Here is a 22,331-nt window from a genome sequence, read left to right as displayed (position 1 = left end):
GTTTCGACAGGCTCAACCTGACAAATCAAATTATGGTCACTACCCTTTTTAAGTAGTCCCAATTTATATTTTACAAATATTCTTAGGGATATTCATAACTAGTTTACCCAATCTGGAATACGAATTCTATTTTTTGCTTTTTTGGGAGATACATTTAATTGAACCAATTTACCATCCTTTAGCTCCACCTCTATACACGTTTGGTTTGGAGCATGCAATTTAAATTTTACATCCCAATCTTTTGGCCAAGCGGGCAACAAAAAGATTGAATCACCATAAGTTTGCACAAGCATTTCTTGTAAGTTTATCATACCTGCTCCTCCATGATCAACATCGGGAATCCAATCGGGACCTGGCCCCCAAAATGCTGGGAATCTGTTATCCGCATCCTTTAATTTATCTTTCACTAAATGAGCGGCCTCTTCTACTAAGCCCAGTCGAGCTGCAAATATCCCCACCTGGCTCCAGCATTCCGTAAAGTTTCTTTTTTCGTTCGATTCTCCATACTTAAAAGTATTAATTGCAACTCCTATATCATCAGGTTTATGAACACCGTAAATACCATATGGAAAAACAGGGTATAATTCTGGAATTTCTTTATTAGCTACATGCTTCCAACTTTCTGCAGGCTTTATAACTTTATTTCCTTTTTTCGTATCAAAAGGAATTTTAGGAACTCTATTTTTATAACCCTTGTAGTATGCCCTTTCCTCTTTGGATACGTACTTTTTAGGTAATTTCTCCATCCTATTTAAAATAGTCGTTAAAGCCGCTATAATATCGCTTGGATTTTTAGCTATTTTATACATCTCGGCTGCTGTAGATGGAAAAATGACCAACTTATCATTTTTATCAAGTGTTTCACCCGTTTTTTGATTAAATCTATATTGATAATGTTGATCAAAGAATACTAATGAACTTTTTATAAAAGGGAGATAACTTGAAATATCTTTCCTGGTAAACTCATAGTAATCCAGCATCATTAAAGAAAACTCTAACTGATTAACATAATGATAACTAACATGTTTATTAGTTTGTACTCCAAACTCAGTATCAATATTTCGTTTTCTAGCACCAGACTCAAAACCCCAACCTCCCGCAAATGGAAGTCCAAAATTCTCTAATTGCTCCGTAAAACACGCCCCTTCATGGTTCCAATAAACTTTTGTACGTGCTTCTGCTGCTGATAAAGCTCTGGTATAATATTTAAATTGTGGAATCATGAGATCGAAATCGCCCGATTTTAACATAGGCCAATATACCAACCGTTGATTCTGAGCTGTAAAGCTTCCACCTCCCCAAGCTCTAAAATCGGGAGTCCAATCATATTTCTTTCTTGTAAAAACCGGGTCTACCGTAAATAAACTCCCATTAAATTTAGAAGGGTATTCGCCATAGGCATTGCAACCTAACATATAACGAAATAATTGATAATTTCTTCCAACTTGCCAAAGTGTATCTTCTTGATTTGATTGCTCATGATTTAAAAGTATATAGCTCTTGTTCCAATAGTTTTTCCACCAATCTACTGTATTCTGAAATGCTTTCTTGTCTAATCTCGCTTCTTTAATAGTATTATTGAGAGCAGCATACCATTCATCAAGCTTTCCATATTGTCCTGTATTTAAGGCTAGCTTAATATGGCTTTTCTTCTGTGGTTTTTCAGACTTTATTTTCCATGCTTTATAGTCGGTTGATATATATTTCCCTGTATCAGTGCCATTAGAAACCATACCTTCTCCATATAGAGTCCCTCCAAATGTTCTACCCAATTGTGTGTTCGGAATTTGTTTTTTGACATCATTCAAACCCTGTTGTTCTACAATAAAATCATATAATAATTTATCAGCTTTATTTCGATGAAACCACTGTACTGAACCTTTTTGAGTACTAATGGAATCTTTATAGGTTATTACAGTACCTGGAAAACTTGTATAACTAAAACAGGCATGGCGTAGCCCTAAAGGTATTTCAACATCCTGAAGTCGCCAAGATTCATATTGAGCATGTAAAGTTACTGGTTCTTCACTTACGGCCTCTATATGTATTACAGGCTTAAATACATCCACCCAAAGTTTAAATTCTATTTGTCCTTCTGCATTTTGTGACTTAATAAGGATATACCCTTCATTCAATTTAAGCTCTTGGATAAAACGAACGCCGTCCTTAAACAAATTAGGTTCAGAAGATACCCGAACACGTCCATGCTTTAGCATCTGATTGTTCTCGTCAAATGTCCCGGATTGACCAACATAAAAAAGTAACTCATCATTTTCAACCCACACGTTAAGACCAATATCCCCCCCTCCTAATGGCATGGACTCAAAAGAGTTTTTACTTTGGCTCTTCCAAATAACATTATAATTATTAGGGAGTTTTGAAGTCTGAGAATGGGCCGAGCCTCCAATAAAAGTTATAAGTAACAGTAATAGAATTATTCTTTGCATTATTTTTTGTCTAATATTGTTATTTCAATATTAGAAAATAATTAAACCAATTATAGAATAAAGATTGTTCTATTTACTAGATATAATGTTCCTTTTTCTATCTTTTACTATTAATTTATATGCTTTGTTACTAATTTATAAGTAATACCTCTAATCATTCACCTTGGTTAGCTGTTAAGAGAAACAATTATTGCATACACAATATGAATGAAACTGCTTTAACCAATCCAGAGTTTGGTCTTTTTTCTTCTTAAACGATGCCTCTTTACTTTGTTTTTTTACAAACCATTCGATTATTTAATTTTTATGTGTGTTTCCTTTAAGCCTTTTGCTATTAAGTAATCATATAATTCTTTTGCTTCTCCAACTTTAGCATGATGCAATAAGGTAAATCCATGAGGCCCTTTGGCAAAAACTAACTCGGGGTAAGCATCTAAGGTTGGTTTTACCAAATCTGTTTTTCCGAGCATCGTAAGTACAAATAAGTTGACTCTGGCACCTTGAGAAATTAAATAATTAGCAATTTCCTTGTTACCTATGTGTCCAGCACCTTCTATAGCTTCTTCAAAATCGGAATTTCCCCAATCATAACGCGCATAAATTAAATTGGGGTGTGCTGCAAGCATCTCTTTAACCAATGGTAAATTTTTATGTCCTGCTATTACAAATTCTTTAACCAGTTTAATGTCTAATGGTTCAGGTTCCTGTAAGTCTGGAGACATTGCATATATAGGAGTAACACTTGCCAAGGCAAGTCCTCCAAGTGAATGTTTAATAAATGTTTTTCTGTTCATCATATTGAAATTGTTTAGATTATCGCTCTCAAAAATCAATATTCAAACTGTAAAACCCCTTAAGAAACGTGTTTCTTTAAACGAAAAAACCAATTTAAAGGTGTTGTTTTCTATATGCAGAAGGCGTCATTTCTGTATGTTTCTTAAACGCTACGTTAAATGCAGTCACAGTACCAAAACCAGAATCAAAAGCTATTGTAGCTATTTTTTCATCTTTATATTTTAAATCTGCCAACAGGTACTTAGCTTTTTCAATTCGAAATCGATTAACAAACTCATAGAAATTCTGTTGCTCATTTTCATTGATGGCTTGGGAAACTTCTCTTGAACTTACACCTAATTTTTCTGAAACTATTTTTAAAGAAACATTTGGTATCAAAAAAATATGCTCATCTACAAAAAGCTTCTGAATTTTTTCAAACAGTACTTTTGAGCTATTACTATCTAAGTTTGAGCTCCCATATTTATCCAGATTGAAACTGTTGCGGTTTAAAAAAAGATATGAAAAAGCATAGATAAGAAACGTATAAAATATAGGCCCCCATATATAATACAGTTTAAAACTTAAAAAATTACCCAAATAATATACCCAAACGAAAGTCACACCAATAAGTATATTTCGATACCAGTACACTTTCTTTTTAGAAGATTTTGCTGTATTTCTTTTTAAAACCATCCAAGAAAGTACCAGATAAATAGCCAGATGAAAAATGACGAGACCATAATTCCAATAAGCTTCATATTTTCCAGTACTTGGAATGACTGCCAACAATAAAATAAAAAGTAAAAAGGGTAATAAATGAAGGTAATTCCAACGATATAAAATATGGCGTTTTTCTAATAGTTCAATCCCATAAAACCACAAGAAAGGACCAACAACAAAAATTCCCGAAAGGCCAATATTCCTTTGCCAAGCTTCTAATGACGTATAATACCCAAATACCGATTTACCAATTCTAATCGTTAACCCAAATAAAACAATTGCTAAATAAGTATTTAATTTTCTATTACCTGTTTTAAGTGTTAGAAGATAAATAGAAAGAATAGTTCCTTGAAACAGCCCTAAAGAGGCAAGAATAAATATGACATTATTTGAAATCATTAAACTTTGAGTAAAAAAATGGTTTGTAACCATGCTTGCATCCACCAAAAAGCGAATTTAGAATTCTCTTACTCAAAATACAATAATGCTATCACCAAAACTATCAATAAGTTTTAAACAAACCTATTCAAATCAATTTCATTAATAGCACCATGAGATGCATGCGCAACCACAACCCCATTTTTTATAACTATAAGCTGAGGTGACTCGTGCATGACTTGAAACTTATATCCCACTTCATTAGAAACATCTCTATAGTTAAGTAAATCTAAATAATATAAATCTAAATCTTTCTCTGTTAATTGATAACCACTAACAAATTGTCTTATTACCATACCACTAATACCACAACGCGTAGAATGTTTAAAAATAACTTGTGTTTTGGTTGTTGATTTTTTTTCTATAAAATCTAATTGAGGTATTTCATTTAAAGGAATCCAGGGTATCGATTTCTCCTCCTTAGCTTCAGTACTACCTCCAAATAGTTTATTTAATAATCCCATTATAGTGCAATTTTTATAATTTAAAAAAAGTACAAATTTACTTTTCATCTAATAAGTCGTTCTTATCCCAGAATCTTACAAACTGACTAAAAGTCACTATTTAAACAGGTTTACACGACATTTTGTCTCTTAAATTGTGTTGGTAAGATTATTGACTCATTGAAGGTGTAAATGTAAATTAATAATAACAATAAAGGTTTCCTCTTTCGTAGGAATGATAAAAAATATATTGATGAACTTAAATAATTATACAATAAAATCGCAAGAGGCCATACAGCAAGCACAGCATATTGCACAAGGCTTTTCTCATCAACAAATTGAAAACGAACATCTTTTTAAAGGTATTTTAGAAGTTGATGAAAATGTTTTACCATTTATTTTAAAAAAATTAAATGTAAATATCTCTATACTAAAACAGGCTTTAGATAAGCAATTAGAAAGCTTCTCTAAAGTTTCTGGTAGTGAACTTATGCTATCTCGTGAGGCTGGAAAAAGTCTTAATGAAGCATCTATCATTGCTAAAAAATTGAAAGATGATTTCGTTTCCATAGAACACCTTATTCTAGCTGTTTTTAAATCAAATAGTAAAATAGCACAAATGCTAAAAGACCAAGGGGTTAATGAAAAAGGTTTAAAAGCTACTATTGAAGAATTGCGTAAAGGCGAAAATGTAACGTCACAAAGCCAGGAAGACACCTATAATTCATTAAATAAATACGCTAAAAACTTAAATCAATTAGCTAAGGATGGAAAATTAGATCCTGTTATTGGTCGCGACGAGGAAATAAGACGTATTCTTCAAATTCTATCTCGCAGAACCAAAAACAACCCCATACTTGTTGGTGAGCCAGGAACTGGTAAAACAGCTATTGCAGAAGGTCTGGCACATAGAATTATTGATGGTGATATCCCCGAAAACCTTAAAGACAAACAAATTTTTGCTTTAGATATGGGAGCCCTGATTGCTGGTGCTAAATATAAGGGTGAGTTTGAAGAACGACTAAAAGCTGTCATTAAAGAAGTGACTACAAGTGAAGGTGATATTGTTTTATTTATAGATGAAATTCATACGCTAGTAGGGGCTGGTGGCGGACAAGGTGCCATGGATGCAGCCAATATCCTAAAACCTGCTTTGGCGCGTGGTGAACTTCGTGCTATAGGTGCTACAACCTTAGATGAATACCAAAAATATTTTGAAAAAGATAAGGCTTTAGAACGACGTTTTCAGAAAGTGATGGTTGACGAACCAGATACAGAAAGTGCCATTTCTATACTACGAGGTATTAAGGAAAAATACGAAACACATCATAAGGTTCGTATAAAAGATGAAGCTATTATTGGTGCTGTTGAATTATCTGAACGCTACATTACCAATCGTTTTCTACCAGACAAAGCCATTGACTTAATGGATGAAGCAGCTTCAAAACTGCGAATGGAAATTAACTCTAAACCTGAAGAACTGGATGTTTTAGACAGAAAGATCATGCAATTAGAGATTGAAATTGAAGCTATTAAACGTGAAAAGGACGAGTCTAAATTAAAATCACTCAGATCCGACTTAGCCAATATCAAAGAAGCCAGAAATGAAATCAATGCAAAATGGAAAAGTGAAAAAGAAGTCGTTGACAATATTCAAAATACAAAACAGGATATTGAAAACTTCAAGCTGGAAGCAGAACGTGCAGAACGCGACGGTGATTACGGAAAAGTAGCTGAGTTACGTTATGGAAAAATTAAGGACACACAAGAACAACTTGAGATTTTCCAAAAGCAATTGCAGGCACAGTCTGAAAACTCACTGATAAAAGAAGAAGTGACTTATGATGATATTGCCGAAGTTGTTGCTAAATGGACAGGAATTCCAGTAACAAAAATGGTTCAGAGCGAACGAGAAAAGTTACTTAAGCTTGAAAATGAGCTACATAAACGCGTAGTGGGACAAGAAGAAGCCATAACTGCCGTTAGTGATGCCGTTAGAAGGAGCCGTGCAGGTTTGCAAAATTCGAAAAAACCAATTGGTACCTTTCTTTTTTTAGGAACAACTGGTGTAGGAAAAACAGAGTTAGCAAAAGCTTTAGCAGAATATCTTTTTGATGATGAGAATGCAATGACTCGTATTGATATGAGTGAATATCAGGAACGTCATGCAGTAAGTAGGCTGGTTGGAGCCCCTCCAGGATATGTAGGATACGATGAAGGAGGTCAACTAACTGAAGCTGTGAGACGTAAACCTTATTCAGTTGTATTATTAGATGAAATTGAAAAAGCACACCCAGACACATTTAATATTTTATTGCAGGTATTGGATGAGGGCCATTTAACCGATAATAAAGGACGTGTAGCAGATTTTAAAAATACGATTATTATTATGACCTCAAATATAGGTAGCCATATCATACAAGAACGTTTTGAAGCAACTAAAGATATGGATACCGCTATAGAATCTGCTAAAGTTGACGTTTTAGGATTACTGAAGCAAAGTGTGCGTCCTGAGTTTTTAAATAGAATAGACGATATCATTATGTTTACGCCTTTAAGTAAAGAAAATATAACTGCTATTGTCGAGCTACAATTAAAAGCACTTACAAAAATGATAGGTCAACAAGACATTACTTTTGATGCGACCCAAGAGGCTATAGCCTATTTAGCCGAAAAAGGCTATAATCCAGAATATGGTGCCAGACCAGTAAAACGTGTTATTCAAAAAGAAGTCTTAAATGCCTTAAGCAAAGAAATATTATCAGGCAAAGTTACAACAGATAGTATCATACTATTGGATGCCTTCGATGAAAAACTTGTTTTTAGAAATCAAAAATTAGAAGCGAAAAACTCGTAATCAAATATGTATGTTTTGAAGCGAAAATAACCTGTTACTTTTTGTTTAACATTGAGAAGAGAAACCTTTTTAATTTAACTGCATCTATTGTATAAATATAAAAAATCAATGAAAGTAGTTAAATTAGAGTGGTTTCTTTTTTTTATTTATAAAATAAGTCAATGGATTTATTACCAAGCCTTAATTTTTAATTAATTATGATAAAAAATCCATAATAAAAATATACCGTTTGGTATATTTTTATTATATTTACAAAGTTATGACAACAAAAGCCGAACTTACATCTCAATATATCCTAGAAGTAGTAGCGCCTATTTTTAACAAAAATGGTTATGCTGCTACAAGTTTAAGTGATGTAACCAACGCCACTGGATTAACCAAAGGTGCTATATATGGTAATTTTAAAAACAAAGAGGACTTAGCTATAGCAGCCTTTATGTTTACCGTTAAAAACATGATGAAGCGTATTGCAGATCATCTATCCAACAGCGATTCCCCTATTGAGAAGTTGTTTCTTATAACAGATTTCTACAGAAACTACTACGATTACAGTAAACAACTTGGCGGGTGCCCCGTTTTAAATATAGGTGTAGATGCCAATAATCAGAACACCCTTTTACTTCAAAAGGTAAGATATATTATAGAAAAAATCCAAGACCAGGTGGCAACAATTATTGAAGATGGTATAGAGGCTGGAGAAATCTCATCTGAAGTAAATGCTATGAAGTTTGCAAAACGAATAGATACGATGATACAGGGAGCCATATTTATGACTTACACTATGGACGATAATTTTTATATACTAGATACCATGAATATGTTAGATAGCATCATAGAAAAAGAATTAAGAATATAATATTTTTTTAACCAAAAATATACCGATTGGTATATTAAATAACATTTAATATGAGTCAATTACCAAACATTTTACAGAGTAAAACAAAAGTTAGATTTCAAGACTGCGATCCATTTAATCACCTAAATAATGGGAGCTATATTAATTATTTTATGAATCATCGTGAAGATGCACTTATAGAGCATTATGATATTGATATTTTCAAAATAGCAAAACTAAGCGGAAAAGGTTGGGTATCCAGCAGCAATCAGATTGCCTATCTAAAACCTGCCTATTTAATGGAAACGGTCGTTATAGAATCTCAATTAATAGACTATACTGATAGCGAGCTAAAAGTAGAAATGCGTATGTATAACGAAGATAAAAGTCATTTAAAAGCTATTATTTGGTGTAGTTTTGTTCATTTTAATTTATTAAAACAAAAACGCGAAATACATACGGAAGATCTCATGTTCCTTTTTAAAAATGTCTATAATCCAATGAATGCTTTTACATTTGAAGAGCGTTTAATTCAAATAAAATCAGATCTTGTAAAAACCCCGTAGAATACCCCAATAATGTAATGGTTTAGAAATAAGCGAATAGCCATCAAGTAGCGTTATGTTAATAAAAATATGCTTTTATGTAAATTTTATATCATTATAAATATGTAAATTTGTAGTTGTATAGGCCCCTAAACTATATATGAACATAAATAATTCTAGTTTATCCCCTTAATAAACTTTTAAAACTACTTATAGCGATGGATGTTTCCAAGTATATTGATTATACACTTTTAAACCCAACCTCAACTGAGCGTAACATTATTGATTTATGCCATGCTGCAAAAAGAAATGGCTTTTATTCTGTTTGTGTTAGTAGCTCTTATGTAGCATTAGCAAAACAATTATTAGAAAATACAAAGGTTAAAGTTTGTTCTGTTATTGGATTTCCTCTTGGATCTACTGCTACAGCATCAAAAGTCTATGAAGCAAAACAAGCCATTAGTGATGGTGCAGATGAAATTGATATGGTAATTAATCTCGGTTTTCTTAAAAGTAAAAACTATGTATCTGTTTTTAAAGATATCAGTGATGTTAAACTTGCCATAGGAAAAAAAACTCTAAAAGTTATTTTAGAAGTTTCTGAATTAAATAAAAATGAAATCATAAAAGCCTGTGAAATCTCACTGGATGCTAATGCAGATTTTATAAAAACTTCCAGTGGTTTTTCTAAAGGAGGTGCTACATTAACCGTCGTGAAAATTATTAAGAAGACGGTTAAAGATGGGCTTAAAATAAGTGCATCAGGTAATATTAAAGATGCAGAAACTGCTAAAAAGTTTATTGATATTGGTGTTAGTAGAATAACTGCTTCTTCAGATTTTAAAATAAAACAATCTGTGTAGAACAATATTACTTTCAACAACTATAAAAAGGCTTTTAAAATATATATTTTAAAAGCCTTTTCTTTTTTAAACAAAACACTACGCCTTGTCAGTCCAAAAACTGATTAAAATCATAGTTAGTATATAAATAAAATCGCATTTTGGCCTCATATGTATCATTATAAAAATAGTACTAACTTTAACCAAGTTATGAAACCGATAAATAAATATATAGACCATACACTTCTAAAAGCCACAGCTACAACAAAGGAAATCATTAAACTCTGTGAGGAAGCAAGACAACACCAATTTTTTTCTGTTTGTGTAAATAGCTGCTATGTTCCTTTAGCTAAAGAACAATTAAAAAATAGCGATATCAAAATTTGCAGCGTTATAGGTTTTCCGTTAGGGGCCATGAGTACTAAAGCCAAGGTAGCAGAAACAACTTTGGCCATAAAAGATGGTGCAGATGAAATAGATATGGTTATTAATATTGGTTTGCTAAAGAGCAAAAAATTTGATGTCGTATGGAAAGATATAGAAGCTGTTAAAACATGTCTCCCAAATAATGTTTTGAAAGTTATTTTAGAAACATGCTATCTCGAAGAGTTAGAAATTATTAAAGCTAGCGAATTGGCCATACAAAGTGGTGCAGATTTCATAAAAACATCAACAGGGTTTGGCATTGGTGGGGCGACACTAAATGATGTAAAGCTTATAAAAAGTGTTTGCTCAGACTGTACAAAAATAAAAGCCTCTGGAGGTATAAAAGATTACGAAACGGCATTGGAATACATTAATTTAGGTGTTGAACGCCTAGGTACCTCATCTGGAATCGCTATTATAAAAGGAACTACTTCAAACTCCAACTACTAAAATGAGCATACATATAGAAGCAAAAAAAGGTGATATAGCCGAAACCATTTTACTTCCAGGTGATCCTGTGAGAGCTAAATGGATTGCAGAAACTTTTTTTGACAATCCCGTTTGTTTTAATAAAATAAGAAATATGTTTGGTTACACGGGAAACTACAAAGGAAAGCGTGTTTCAGTAATGGGTACAGGCATGGGAGTTCCTTCTATTTCTATTTACGCTCATGAATTAATTACCGAATATGATGTTAAAAATTTAATTCGCGTTGGTAGTGCAGGATCTTACCAAGAACATATAAAAATTAGAGATATTGTACTAGCTATGTCTGCTTCTTCTAATTCTGGTGCCAATGAACTGCGTTTTGGTGGTGCAGACTACGCCCCTACTGCTAATTTTGATTTATTCCATAAAGCAATAGAAACCGCTAAAAGAAAGCATATTCCCTTAAAAGCTGGAAATGTTCTAACTTCTGATGAGTTTTATGAAGATAACTTCGAATCTTATAAAAAGTGGTCAAAATTTGGAGTGCTGTGTGTAGAAATGGAAACCGCAGGCCTATATACTATTGCAGCTAAACATCAGGTAAACGCCTTAACCATTTTAACTATTTCTGATTCTTTAGTAACAGGAGAGCGCACCTCGAGTAAAGAACGCGAAACAACCTTTAAGGATATGATAGACATTGCATTAGAACTGGCTTAATTATAGAACATCGATTTGTTATTCAACCTTTACCTCTTCAAGTTTAATTTTTGACAATTCCTTTAACCCCTTAATACTATACAAGCTATCCAACAATAATAAAGAGGCATGCTTATCAAGGGGTTTAAAATTAATATAATCTACAAACCTTATTCCCTTTACATAACGCTCATTATAAGCTTCCCGGAAGCGTAACCCCGTGTCATCCCCCTCCTCATAAGAATATGCCAAATAATCTACTTTGAAAGTTTCAACATCAATCCAATACACAAACTCATCTTCAAAATCTTCACCGCCGCCTTCTTTGTTAAAGGTAATTTTAATCTTATGATATGGTTTATTCTTAATAGTAACTTTTCCTAAATACTTTTTATTTACTGCAGAATCGTTTAAGCCATATGGCAATATTGAAAAATAATGGACCGAGTTTACAGAACTACCATATTTCAAAACCATACCATCTGGTATGCTAACAGGGGTATTATTTACAAGACGTTTAAAACCGGTATTGGTTAAAATATCTAAAATGGAATCTTTAGAGCTAACAGTGAGCCTCCCATATGAAAAACTGCCGTTATGACGCTTGGCTATATAGTGCCTATCTCTAAAATTAAAGTTGATACTTGATGAATCTATAAGCGAACCTCCCGAAACTTCAATGGCCTTATCTATAATATATTGCGCATCTTCCTGCTTACAGCTAAAAAACATTGTTATTACAAAACTAACCAACACTATCTGTTTAAAAAAATTCATACACTTTTTTATTGTAAGTCGTAAAACCAACCATAACTTACCATGATACTTATAAAAACATTTCAATATTTATTCATCAAACAGCTACAACCATCCTTAAGGCAGCCAACCTTTTTAACCTATAATTAGATCGAAATGTATAACATGTCCTGTAAATTTTTGTGCCATTATATTAATAGCGGATTCTTTTAATTGTAAAATTCGCGGGTAACCTCCTGTAGTTTGGCAATCTCTCATTAAAACAATGAGTTTTCCTGATGGTGTTAATTGCACCGTTCCTGGCAATACAGATGATGTTATAATAGGTTCCAGACTATTTTCTAAAGGTTCTGCTAATTGATAAGCCATCCTATTGTTTTCTTTAGAAATAGTAAAATCTTGTGAAAACAATAAGCTTTGCTGTTCTTTTGAAAGTTTCTGAAATTCTGGCCCCTTAAAAACCTCTATGTTCTTAATATCAAAATGTGTATTGACCATTTTAATCGCTGCATGTTTTTTTTCAAGGCTTTTCAACGAATCATCGATTGACAAATTACAGTTTTTAAGCAGTATAGCCTGCTTTGTTATGCCAGAATACATACTATAGCTATTCATGATTTTTTCGGTTTTAAAACCTCCCAAAACAGCTAAATAAGCCCTAAATCCAGAAATAAGCTTGCCAAAAGACACCAAATCGCCTCTTTTTATTGGAATTTGTTTATTTAATTTTATTGGCAGACCATTTAATTTGGGAGACATATCTGCACCTGATATACAAATACTGGTATCGCAACTAAATTCGAGTGCTGGTCCCGTCATGGTCATTTCAATAACGGCAGCATGCTTATCATTACCCAACAATATATTAGCCATAGATGCCGAATATATATCCATAACCCCCGAATAAGGCACACCATAATCCTGATACCCATAACGTCCCAAATCTTGAATTGTAGAATACAAACCTGTTTTTAAAACCTTAACCATCAATCACCTCACTTTCTAATTGATACACGCCAGCCTTTACCAGTGTCTTGATATCTTCATATTCTTTAATAGAAATCGGTTTAAAAACAATTTTATCACCTGCATTTACAAAGCAAGGTATGCTGTTCTTAGGGTTAAAAAATTCTATTGGGGAATTACCTATAATGTTCCAGCCTCCAGGACTCTCACTAGGGTAAACTCCTGTTTGATTTCCTCCTATGGCTACAGCTCCTTTCGTTATTTTTAGTCTAGGTGTCGATTTGCGAGGCGTATGAAGCCTTTTATCCAATCCGCCCAAGTACATAAACCCAGGTAAGAAACCGATAAAATAAACAGTATAAACTCCTTTAGAATGGAGCTTGACAATAGCTTCCTTAGATAGCTTTTTCTCAAGAGCCATCTCGTTTAAATCAATAGCAAAAATAGCATCATAACACACAGGGATTTTCCACTGTTTTGGCCTTAATTTGAGATACTGTTCCTTTTGATAATATAATTGATCGAGTTCATTTATAACATTTTCAAATAAAATAATTTTATTTTTATAAATTATTAATAATGAATTAAATGCTGATTTTACTTCAACTATATCTTTAATTGAAAAATTTTTAATTTTCTCTTTAAACAAATTAATATCCGAAAGGATTTTCTCATCAATAATTGCAGGCCATTCAACTAACACAGACCGTTCCCCAAAAGGTTTATACGTGAGTTTATAAATCATCTTATTTGGATACCATGATTTTTCAAACGGATGCCTAAATTTTTAATCAAATTTATAGCATTGGGATTATCTCCGTGAATACAAAATGTCTGCGCCTTGATATCTAACATTTTACCCGTGATTGTTTTAACCTTTTGTTTAGATAGTATACTTAAGATATGGGCAAACAAATAATCTTCGTCGTGTATAGAAGCATTGGTTTCTTTTCTTGAAACCAAAGTTAAATCTTCATTATAGTTTCTATCTGCAAAAGCCTCATAGATAATTGGAATATTTTGAGCTATGGCCAATTTCTCAATAACAGATTTATAAGGTACATAAAGCTTAATTGGCAGCACCATAGTTTTCACAACCTCTATAATAATATTAGCAACCTTTTCATCTACAGCTGCTAAATTATACAATGCCCCATGTGGTTTTATATGGTGTAAAGATCTATGCTCTTCTCGAAGAATATCCAACAAATTATCAACCTGCCCCTTAATACTTTTAAACAAAGCGGCGCAGGGCATTTCCACAGGTATTCGTCCAAAGTTTACTTTATCAGGAAACGATGGGTGTGCCCCAATCTTTACATGATGTTTTTTTGCTAGCCTAATAACCTGTCGCATGGTGTCTTGGTCTCCCGCATGTCCTCCGCACGCAATATTACAAGAAGAAATATACGGCATGAGTTGTGACTCATTACCCATCCCTTCTCCTACATCTACATTAATATCAATAGCATTTGGTATCACTAAAAAATATTTAACTGAAAAACTTTGTTGAGTGTTGCTACAGATAGCAAGATACTAATTCCTAGAATTATAAACCCGAAGATATTTTGTTTTATGTTATTTTTATGGATTCCTAAAACAGAGGGTTTGTTCACGATCCAGATTAAAAAGCCAGCAATAACAGGTAGTAAAACACCATTAGCCACTTGAGCAAATTTAATAATATCTATAGGGTTGATTGCTAAGGAAGAAAACAAAACCCCTAAAAACAAAATAAACATCCAGACAGCTCTAAACTTTTTAGATTTTAAATTTGAATGCCATCCTAAACAACCGCTCGCCACATAGGCTGCAGCCAAAGGCGCTGTAATCGCACTGGTAATACCAGCCGCAAACAGTCCCATAGCCAAAAAATATTTTGCAAAACTTCCGAACAAAGGCTCGAGTCCTTTTGCCAATCCCAATACGCTATCTATACCCTGGGATTGAATGGCAGCCCCCGAAATAATGATACACATAGACACTAGCCCACCTAAAACAATTGCTATAACCGTATCGTTTCTCGCATATTTTAAATCGCTCTCTCTTTGCCACTTCTCTTTTACCAGAGATGTATGCAAAAACAAGTTATATGGTACAACTGTAGTTCCAATTAATCCGATAACTGTTAATAAACCATCATTTGAAACCTTTGGAATAAAAACACCCCTAAAAATTTCTGATATACTTGGTTTCGTTATAATTGCTGTTACTAAAAATGACAAGCTCATTAATATAACCAATCCTATCAATACCTTTTCAAGTAGTTTGTAATTGCCCTTATACAATAAACCAAAGGCTATTAGTCCAATAATTGCACTCAAAATATTTATAGAAACTCCATCAATTTCAATATTTGGACGCCCAATAATGGTTTGTAATCCCAAAACACCGCCAGTAATGTTACCCGCTTCGTACGCTGCATTACCAATTACGATAGCAGATAGGACCAACACAATGGTAAATGTTTTTAAAATTGGATGCTTTATTTCCGTTCTTATAATTTGCGATAAACCTTTTTGAGAAATAACGCCGAGACGCGCTGACATTTCCTGAAGCACCACAGCTGCTACTATGGATAACAACATCACCCAAAGCAGTGAATACCCAAAACCTACTCCTGCAAGTGTACAAACAGTAACGGTACCTGGTCCTATAAATGCTGCTGCAACCAATGGTCCTGGGCCTATATTTTTGAAAAGCTTTTTCAGATGGTTAGAAAACTAATGATAACACCTAAATATATTACTTTATTTGGGTTTATAAAACACCCTTGCAAGGCTATGTTTTTTTTAGAAGATAATCTTAAGAATTGTTCTAATGAATCATTCTGAAACAGAATTCAATGCGTAAATAGCAAAACTGCCTAACCAATGACCTCCTTCATAGCTATCGTTTATAATACTTGGTAATGAATAATTTATATGGTAATTTGCCATCTGTTTAAGATGCATATATTCTGGCAACCCTTCCGCTATCTTATTTAAGCTCCATGCCCGCGAAAAATTAACACCATCTAAATGTACCAGTTTTCCGTCTTTTCTATCTGATACTTTTCCTGTTTCAATCACAAAATTTTTATCTCTTAATTGTGGCAAAAACAGGTTTAACCATACTCTAAATTCGGCGGTAGTCAGCACTCGTTTCATTAAAGCGGCTTCTTCTAAACATGGTGATAAAAAATCATAGCCACCTGGCTCCCATGATATCGGACAGTCCGCATCTTTTAAATAAAAGTTCTTGGCACGCTGCTCTATTAAATCTTTTAATTCTGTATTATTTACTGTGTTGGCATAATCCCATGCAAAGCTTAGCCCAAAGGCTGTATTTGGGTGTTCTCCCACGCGAATTGGATAATTTAATTTAGGTAGAAATTCTATATATTTCTCGACAATTAAATTGGTTAAAGGGCCTAAATTGTTTTCCAACTCTCTCGCAACAGGAGATTCCCAGGTATGTATTTCTTCGGCCAATTTAAGCAACCAGGCCCAACCATAAGTCCGTTCATAAGATTTGTTGTGCTCTCCAAAAAAATAAGCCACTTCTGTTTCTATATGCTCTTTTGATATATTTTGAAGTAATTTTTTTTCAATAATTTCTGCTTTATCCATTTCTGGAAAGGATTTTAGCAAACTTACTAAACTCCAATGCCCGTGTACTGCAGAATGCCAATCGAAACAACCATAAAAAGCAGGATGTAATACACTTGGTGGTTTTAAATCATCATCGCTTCCTAAAGTTTGGGATAATCTATTCGGATACTCTATGTTCATACAATGAAGAGGCAGCTCTCCTAAAGTATTAGCATCTTCTAAATCAAGTTTTGGGATGCTATCCATTTCTGCAACATTAGGGGGCGAGTTTAAAGCTAAAATAAGTGTGTTTTTTTGTTTTTCTTCTTTTGAATTGTAACAACTAAAGATTAATGCTATTAAGAGTAGTATGGTATATTTTTGCATACTGTAAATTTAGGGATGTATTCTTAAAATTTGGATAATTTTTATACATTTTGTATTTATGATAATTATCTCTTAGAAAATAACTTGAATACAGAATAGAAACTGCTTTTTATAGGGTTTATATTAAACAGAAAGCCCCTTCTGAATACTTTTAACCTAGAAATCAAAGCAGTTTCTATTCTGTATACTAGTGTGTATGTATATTCAAAGAATAACCTGAATATTTTAAAGCTTTTAGATTAAAAAATCTGGTTTAGTTAATAATCTTAATTATTTAAAATACGACTCAATCCCCTATTTAGATTTTTTTCCAAAACATCATACTTTTTGTCACTTAAGAAAAGTTCTTTTATTTCTTTGAACAAGATACCTAAATCACCATTCGTATATCCTTGATTTTTAATGGATAATTGAATTTTCTGAATACTTTGATAATCATTATCCTCTTTAAATTCTTGATGGATTTTTTCAAAATTACTTGTTTCTATTTTCGATTTTATAAAGTCTATTTCAAATTTCGATTCAGAAAAATTGGCATTGGCACAATAAATTAATATGTAAATTTTTAGTTCTTCGTTTGTCCAGTTGGTTTTAATTTCTCTCATTGGTTCTTTTATAACTTCTATAGTTTTACGTTTTAAATACAACAAAAAATAAAAGTGGGTGGGTTCTTACAAATTAAAATAAATTATAACAAGGCTTTTCAGTGGCGTTAAAAAAGTTTTATTTTCTAACCAAATACAACAGATTAATTAACAACCAAAAACTATTTAATTATGAAAAAATCAGTTATTTATTTTTAGTATTCCCAATCTTACTCGTTTCGTATATGGACAATGAAATTGTCCCCATTAAACAATCATAAGCGGGAATGCTGTAAATACTGTTTGTTACACTGCCACCATACATACGTGTAATTAGAAAGCTTATTTCAAAAAATCAAAAAAGGTCTAGGATATGCAAATACTCTAGACCTTTTTCATATACAAACTGGCTATAAAATGGGTATCATTAGTTCTACTTATATAAATATTATTGTGTTTTTATTATCACTTTAATAAGGAGATAGCCCTGTACATCCATAGAAACTCCAATAGTACCTAAACATCTTTGGATGAATGCTGCAACACCAGGAACCTGGGGCTGCCATAGCTGCCAATGTTGTACAAATACAGGCTGCGTTGTTATTACACCCTGCTAAAACAGCTAATAAGGCTATAGAACAACACCCCTCTGTTGCCACCGTCCATTTCCAAGAAAGCGCGATGGATACGGTGCCAGATTGATAGCCAATCAGTTCAATTGGAAAAGAATAGATCCCATCTGCCCCAATATTATCAATATTTACATGATGCTCATAACTTCCAAGACCATCTCTAAATTTTGCTACATCATCATTGGTTATTGTAGCAGTAACAATAAGCGGAATAGCGTCGTTAAAATCGCCTGTAAATATACTATCCTTTAAAAGTGTCAACCCTTTCAAAGTCACGTTGCCCTCTATAAGCTCTCCTTTTTCGGAAATTTCTGTTTTACTAAGTTTAACAGTGGCTGCATCTTCTGGCATTGGCCATGTGGGCTCTACTACTTTTACCTCTGGTTCCAGATTAGGAGTACCAGTAACCTCCTTTGATTTTTGATTGCAAGCTACCAACATGGCTGCAATCATAAAAAATAACACTGATTTTTTCATAATTAAATAGTTTATGTTTGTTAAAATATGATCGCCATCTGCGACACACCACAATTAGAAAATGATTCTAATTAAAAATGTATAATGTGAGAGGTCTAATATTATGCTATTAAAAAGGAAGAGAATTTAAAGATAATAAAAAAAACATAAAACACTATAAAACAACACATTAAAAATTATTTATTTAAAATCCTTATAGCTTTATATTATTTTTATTGTTACTCTCCTGTGCTCTTCTCAAATATTGTAACAGTACATAAATACTTCCTTATATTGATTAATTTAAAACTCTATGATTTTGGTTATACATTTCCAAATACCTACAAAAGTTTCATTCTTTCCATATTCAGATACCTTTTGAAAAGTAGTTTTAGAATAAAACTATAAAAGATGCATCGAAACGTTTAGACAAATGAAGCCTTAACCAAGACTAAAACTCGTTAAAAATACGTTTTCATCGCTATAAAATAAAAAATGTAAGATTAAGAATATTAATAAAAAATTAAAAAAACTACAAATAATCTAGTTTTTGTCAAGTTTAAAAATCGATTCAAACAAGATAAACTATATAATTTAGCAATAAATCTATACAAGTCGTTAAAGACATTAATTACTACCACTTAACCTTTAAATTAAACTATTATGAAAAAAACTAAACTTAGCTTATTGCTAACAATTATGGTATTGACTTCAGTCATAGCCCAACCAACGCCTCCTGCTGGAAAAAAGTGGGTTGCAGTTCCTCAATTAACAGATGGTGTTAACGGAGAATGGACCTCAAGCAAGTGGTTCAAACCTTTATGGAATTACGGAGAACCTGTTCAAATGGCTGCCGAAAATGCACAGTTCACAAACGGAGAACTAAGAATTAAGGCAACCCTTACGGGTGGAACCAGATGGTTTAAGACTTCCAGAGTGCAGTCGCACGCCCAAATCAAATACCCCATGTATACAGAAGCCAGAATTAAAACAGCACATATTTCAGCTTATAATACATTTTGGATGAATAACGGAGATATCAATAATAGAGATGAGATTGATATCATAGAAAATAACTCCAAACCTTCATGTGGGTGCCAGCCAGATTTTCCATGGACAATGAATTCTCAATACTTTCATGTTATAAATGGTGATGTTAAAAGAGCCAAAGGCAACTTTGATAACAGAAACCTTCCCAATGGCACTCCTGGAAAAGGCGTTAAATGGAATGAGCAATTTCATGTTGTAGGTGTTTGGTGGAAAGATGCCAGAAATATTCAATTTTATTTAAACGGACAGCCAGCAGGCAGCGTTGTTTCTGCAAGAGATTTTACAAGAAATTTAAATTTAATTTTTGATTTATGGACAAATGAAGCTTCTTGGCTTGGTGGTCTTGCTTTAAGATCCGATTTAAACAACAATGCGATCAATACCATGAGAATTGATTGGGTTAAAACTTGGAAACTAGAAAATGATACTGGAGGTGGTAGCAGCAATATAGTCACCATGCGAAAAGGAAATTCGACTGGGTTTTCAATAGACGGCAACAATGGCGGTGCTAATAATCAAAACGTTTATTTATGGGCCACAAACAGCAATAATGTCAACCAGCAATGGGAAGAAATAAACCGAGGCAATGGTTTTTATTCTTACAAGAAAAGGAATACCAATTTTTGCTTAGATGGTGGTAACGGAGGCGCAAATGGTCAAAATGTAAAATTATGGACTTGCTCAAATAATAATCAAAATCAACATTGGAAAAAAGTTAATCTTGGAGGCGGAAAATTCCGTTTAGAAAAGCGAAATGCTCCAGGATACTCAATTGATGGCGGTAATGGTGGTGCCAATCTTCAAAACGTTTATTTATGGGCTTCAAATAACAACAATGCTAATCAACATTGGCTTTTTGGCGGAAGTTCGGCAAAATCTTCCAGAAAATCTCCTAGCGCTGAAAGTAGCATTGAAGATATAGATTATACAGAAAATCAAAGTTTTGTTCTATACCCGAATCCCGCTTTCAATAAAATCACACTTGAAGGAATTGGTAATAGTACATCTGAAGCTATTATTTATAATTTGATGGGGTATCAAGTAAAAAAGGTGAAAATAAGTAAAAAAGCGAACATTATTGATGTAAGCACACTAGCTTCAGGAATTTATCTTGTAAAAACGAAACAAAAAAACGGAAAAAGTATTTCTGCAAAGTTTATTAAGAAATAGCTTTTTCTTGATCAAAAAATAATCAAAAACAAAGAGGCCTAGAGTATTTTTATTGCTCTAGGTCTATTCAACTATAAATATTTCACATCATAATATTTTGTCAATCAATTCATGATAGGTTTAGCATTTATTTTCTTTTTCGGTATTGTAATAATGTGGTTTAATGTTAAACTTATTTAATATTCTTATTCTGAAAGGAAGGAATTTCCAGCAGTATGCACTAACCGTCTTACTTCCTAACATGAGTTTGTACAACTCTGCAAGGGATTTAACAATGACCATAAAAATAACCAAAGCAAGCACCCCTATCAACGCTATTTGAAATAGTTCTATTCGTAATACACCTACCCAAGATTTTATTTTTAAATAAGTATATAAATTTGCACATGAAAGAACAAAGAAAAATAGAATAAGAATATAATAAACATATGATGAATATAGAGGATATTCCCAACTCTTAGACTTATATTTCTTAAAAAACACGCTAAATAATAGACCTACGCCTTTTAAAACACCCCATTTATCTGCTTCAGGCTTAAGGAGGTTATATTTTTTAAAATTTTTACATATATTATCGATATTAAGTCCTTTATATTTTAAGACATCTTTCCAATGTTCTTTAGGGAATGACAAATGTTCCTTTGCGTTTTCTAATTTTCCTGCGCACACCTCCCACGTAATGACATCTTCGATAGATTTTTTACGATTTTTGTCTATTTTACTTGCACCTATCTCAAGATTTATCAATTTACAATAGCCAGCATATCTATTTATTGAATTAAACTTGTATAACGCAAGGTAGAAAAAAGACGAAATTATTGTTGCAGAAAACATACATATAAGAGCCAAACTTAATGAATTACTATCTGGGTTCATAAGAGCTGTCATGGCTATATAAAGGATTCCCGATCCCCCAATAGCAAAACTCAAGTGTGTGGTTAACCTATGGCGGTTAGACTCCATAGCTTCACGAATAATCTCATATTCTTTTATGTTTTTAGCTAACATTCTCTATTCAATTAGTTTTATTTTTGTAATTATAAATTATAATGCTTTATAAATTAGTACAACTAAAAACAAAAAATAGGTGGTATATTATTAAATAAATTATGAAATAGCGGAAAAACTTCATTATAGTTTCTCTTTTAAAAATGTATATAAAGTCCATTATTTTACCCCAAACACTCCCTCAAAACCCAAGCCCTTACCCCAAATAGCTTCACTAATATACCAGTCATTAATAGTTTTAAATATTTCAGATAAATAAGGTTTTTACCCCTCATAAAAAGGGGATTTAAC

The 22,331-nt window shown here is 32.8% G+C and carries 20 protein-coding genes; 7 read left to right on the top strand and 13 right to left on the bottom strand.

Going from position 1 to position 22,331, the window contains the following annotated elements:
* Positions 1-98: 98 nt before the first annotated feature.
* The 4 genes from HHX25_RS14980 to ytxJ form a co-directional block, all read right to left on the bottom strand.
* Positions 99-2,447, bottom strand: a complete 2,349-nt coding sequence (locus HHX25_RS14980) for a DUF5703 domain-containing protein (RefSeq protein WP_169675173.1) — start codon at positions 2,445-2,447, stop codon at positions 99-101.
* 293 nt (positions 2,448-2,740) lie between these two features.
* Complete coding sequence (locus HHX25_RS14975; RefSeq protein ID WP_169675171.1) at positions 2,741-3,244, bottom strand: ankyrin repeat domain-containing protein; 504 nt, start codon at positions 3,242-3,244, stop codon at positions 2,741-2,743.
* Between the two features lie 91 nt (positions 3,245-3,335).
* Positions 3,336-4,343 (bottom strand): helix-turn-helix domain-containing protein, encoded by a 1,008-nt coding sequence (locus HHX25_RS14970; RefSeq protein WP_169675169.1) that lies wholly within the window; start codon positions 4,341-4,343, stop codon positions 3,336-3,338.
* A gap of 113 nt (positions 4,344-4,456) precedes the next feature.
* A complete protein-coding gene (gene ytxJ / locus HHX25_RS14965; RefSeq protein WP_169675167.1) occupies positions 4,457-4,846 on the bottom strand; it encodes a bacillithiol system redox-active protein YtxJ in 390 nt (129 codons plus the stop codon).
* Between the two features lie 232 nt (positions 4,847-5,078).
* Between ytxJ and clpB the strand changes: the two genes are divergently transcribed.
* From clpB to deoD, 6 genes are all read left to right on the top strand, one after another.
* Complete coding sequence (gene clpB, locus HHX25_RS14960) at positions 5,079-7,682, top strand: ATP-dependent chaperone ClpB (RefSeq protein ID WP_169675165.1); 2,604 nt, start codon at positions 5,079-5,081, stop codon at positions 7,680-7,682.
* 259 nt (positions 7,683-7,941) lie between these two features.
* Positions 7,942-8,538 (top strand): TetR/AcrR family transcriptional regulator, encoded by a 597-nt coding sequence (locus tag HHX25_RS14955; RefSeq protein ID WP_169675163.1) that lies wholly within the window; start codon positions 7,942-7,944, stop codon positions 8,536-8,538.
* A gap of 50 nt (positions 8,539-8,588) precedes the next feature.
* Positions 8,589-9,083, top strand: a complete 495-nt coding sequence (locus HHX25_RS14950) for an acyl-CoA thioesterase (protein WP_169675161.1) — start codon at positions 8,589-8,591, stop codon at positions 9,081-9,083.
* A gap of 197 nt (positions 9,084-9,280) precedes the next feature.
* Positions 9,281-9,925: a deoxyribose-phosphate aldolase gene (deoC, locus tag HHX25_RS14945; protein ID WP_169675159.1), complete on the top strand. Its 645-nt coding sequence runs from the start codon at positions 9,281-9,283 to the stop codon at positions 9,923-9,925.
* 189 nt (positions 9,926-10,114) lie between these two features.
* Positions 10,115-10,780 (top strand): deoxyribose-phosphate aldolase, encoded by a 666-nt coding sequence (gene deoC, locus HHX25_RS14940; protein ID WP_169675157.1) that lies wholly within the window; start codon positions 10,115-10,117, stop codon positions 10,778-10,780.
* Between the two features lies 1 nt (position 10,781).
* Positions 10,782-11,480 (top strand): purine-nucleoside phosphorylase, encoded by a 699-nt coding sequence (gene deoD / locus HHX25_RS14935; protein ID WP_169675154.1) that lies wholly within the window; start codon positions 10,782-10,784, stop codon positions 11,478-11,480.
* Between the two features lie 18 nt (positions 11,481-11,498).
* Here the strand turns inward: deoD and HHX25_RS14930 are convergent, their stop codons facing one another.
* From HHX25_RS14930 to HHX25_RS14895, 8 genes are all read right to left on the bottom strand, one after another.
* Positions 11,499-12,236, bottom strand: a complete 738-nt coding sequence (locus tag HHX25_RS14930; protein WP_240964545.1) for a DUF6503 family protein — start codon at positions 12,234-12,236, stop codon at positions 11,499-11,501.
* A gap of 114 nt (positions 12,237-12,350) precedes the next feature.
* Positions 12,351-13,202 carry a 5-oxoprolinase subunit C family protein gene (locus HHX25_RS14925; protein WP_169675152.1) on the bottom strand — a complete coding sequence of 284 codons (852 nt, stop codon included), beginning with the start codon at positions 13,200-13,202 and terminating at the stop codon, positions 12,351-12,353.
* On the bottom strand, positions 13,195-13,926 hold the full coding sequence (gene pxpB / locus HHX25_RS14920; protein WP_169675150.1) for a 5-oxoprolinase subunit PxpB: 732 nt from the start codon (positions 13,924-13,926) through the stop codon (positions 13,195-13,197). The genes HHX25_RS14925 and pxpB overlap by 8 nt, the downstream gene beginning before the upstream one ends.
* Positions 13,923-14,663: a 5-oxoprolinase subunit PxpA gene (gene pxpA, locus HHX25_RS14915; RefSeq protein ID WP_169675147.1), complete on the bottom strand. Its 741-nt coding sequence runs from the start codon at positions 14,661-14,663 to the stop codon at positions 13,923-13,925. The genes pxpB and pxpA overlap by 4 nt, the downstream gene beginning before the upstream one ends.
* The gene (locus tag HHX25_RS14910) at positions 14,663-15,892 is read right to left on the bottom strand and encodes an Nramp family divalent metal transporter (RefSeq protein ID WP_169675220.1); all 1,230 of its coding nucleotides are present in this window, start codon (positions 15,890-15,892) and stop codon (positions 14,663-14,665) included. Before HHX25_RS14910 ends, pxpA begins: the two co-directional genes overlap by 1 nt.
* A gap of 114 nt (positions 15,893-16,006) precedes the next feature.
* Positions 16,007-17,140: a DUF2891 domain-containing protein gene (locus tag HHX25_RS14905; RefSeq protein ID WP_169675145.1), complete on the bottom strand. Its 1,134-nt coding sequence runs from the start codon at positions 17,138-17,140 to the stop codon at positions 16,007-16,009.
* A 266-nt stretch (positions 17,141-17,406) separates the two neighbouring features.
* On the bottom strand, positions 17,407-17,745 hold the full coding sequence (locus tag HHX25_RS14900; protein ID WP_169675143.1) for a hypothetical protein: 339 nt from the start codon (positions 17,743-17,745) through the stop codon (positions 17,407-17,409).
* Positions 17,746-18,194: 449 nt separating this feature from the next.
* Positions 18,195-18,833, bottom strand: a complete 639-nt coding sequence (locus tag HHX25_RS14895) for a hypothetical protein (RefSeq protein WP_169675140.1) — start codon at positions 18,831-18,833, stop codon at positions 18,195-18,197.
* A 642-nt stretch (positions 18,834-19,475) separates the two neighbouring features.
* Between HHX25_RS14895 and HHX25_RS14890 the strand changes: the two genes are divergently transcribed.
* Positions 19,476-21,032, top strand: coding sequence for an RICIN domain-containing protein (locus HHX25_RS14890; protein ID WP_169675138.1), 1,557 nt, complete (start codon positions 19,476-19,478; stop codon positions 21,030-21,032).
* 120 nt (positions 21,033-21,152) lie between these two features.
* On the opposite strand, the gene HHX25_RS14885 is transcribed toward HHX25_RS14890, so the two are convergent.
* On the bottom strand, positions 21,153-22,040 hold the full coding sequence (locus HHX25_RS14885; protein ID WP_169675136.1) for a hypothetical protein: 888 nt from the start codon (positions 22,038-22,040) through the stop codon (positions 21,153-21,155).
* Positions 22,041-22,331: the final 291 nt, after the last annotated feature.

It is taken from the genome of Flavivirga algicola (assembly GCF_012910715.1).
Taxonomy (GTDB): domain Bacteria; phylum Bacteroidota; class Bacteroidia; order Flavobacteriales; family Flavobacteriaceae; genus Flavivirga; species Flavivirga algicola.
Note: the sequence above shows the minus strand (reverse complement) of the source record. Positions and strands in the feature narration are given on the sequence as shown.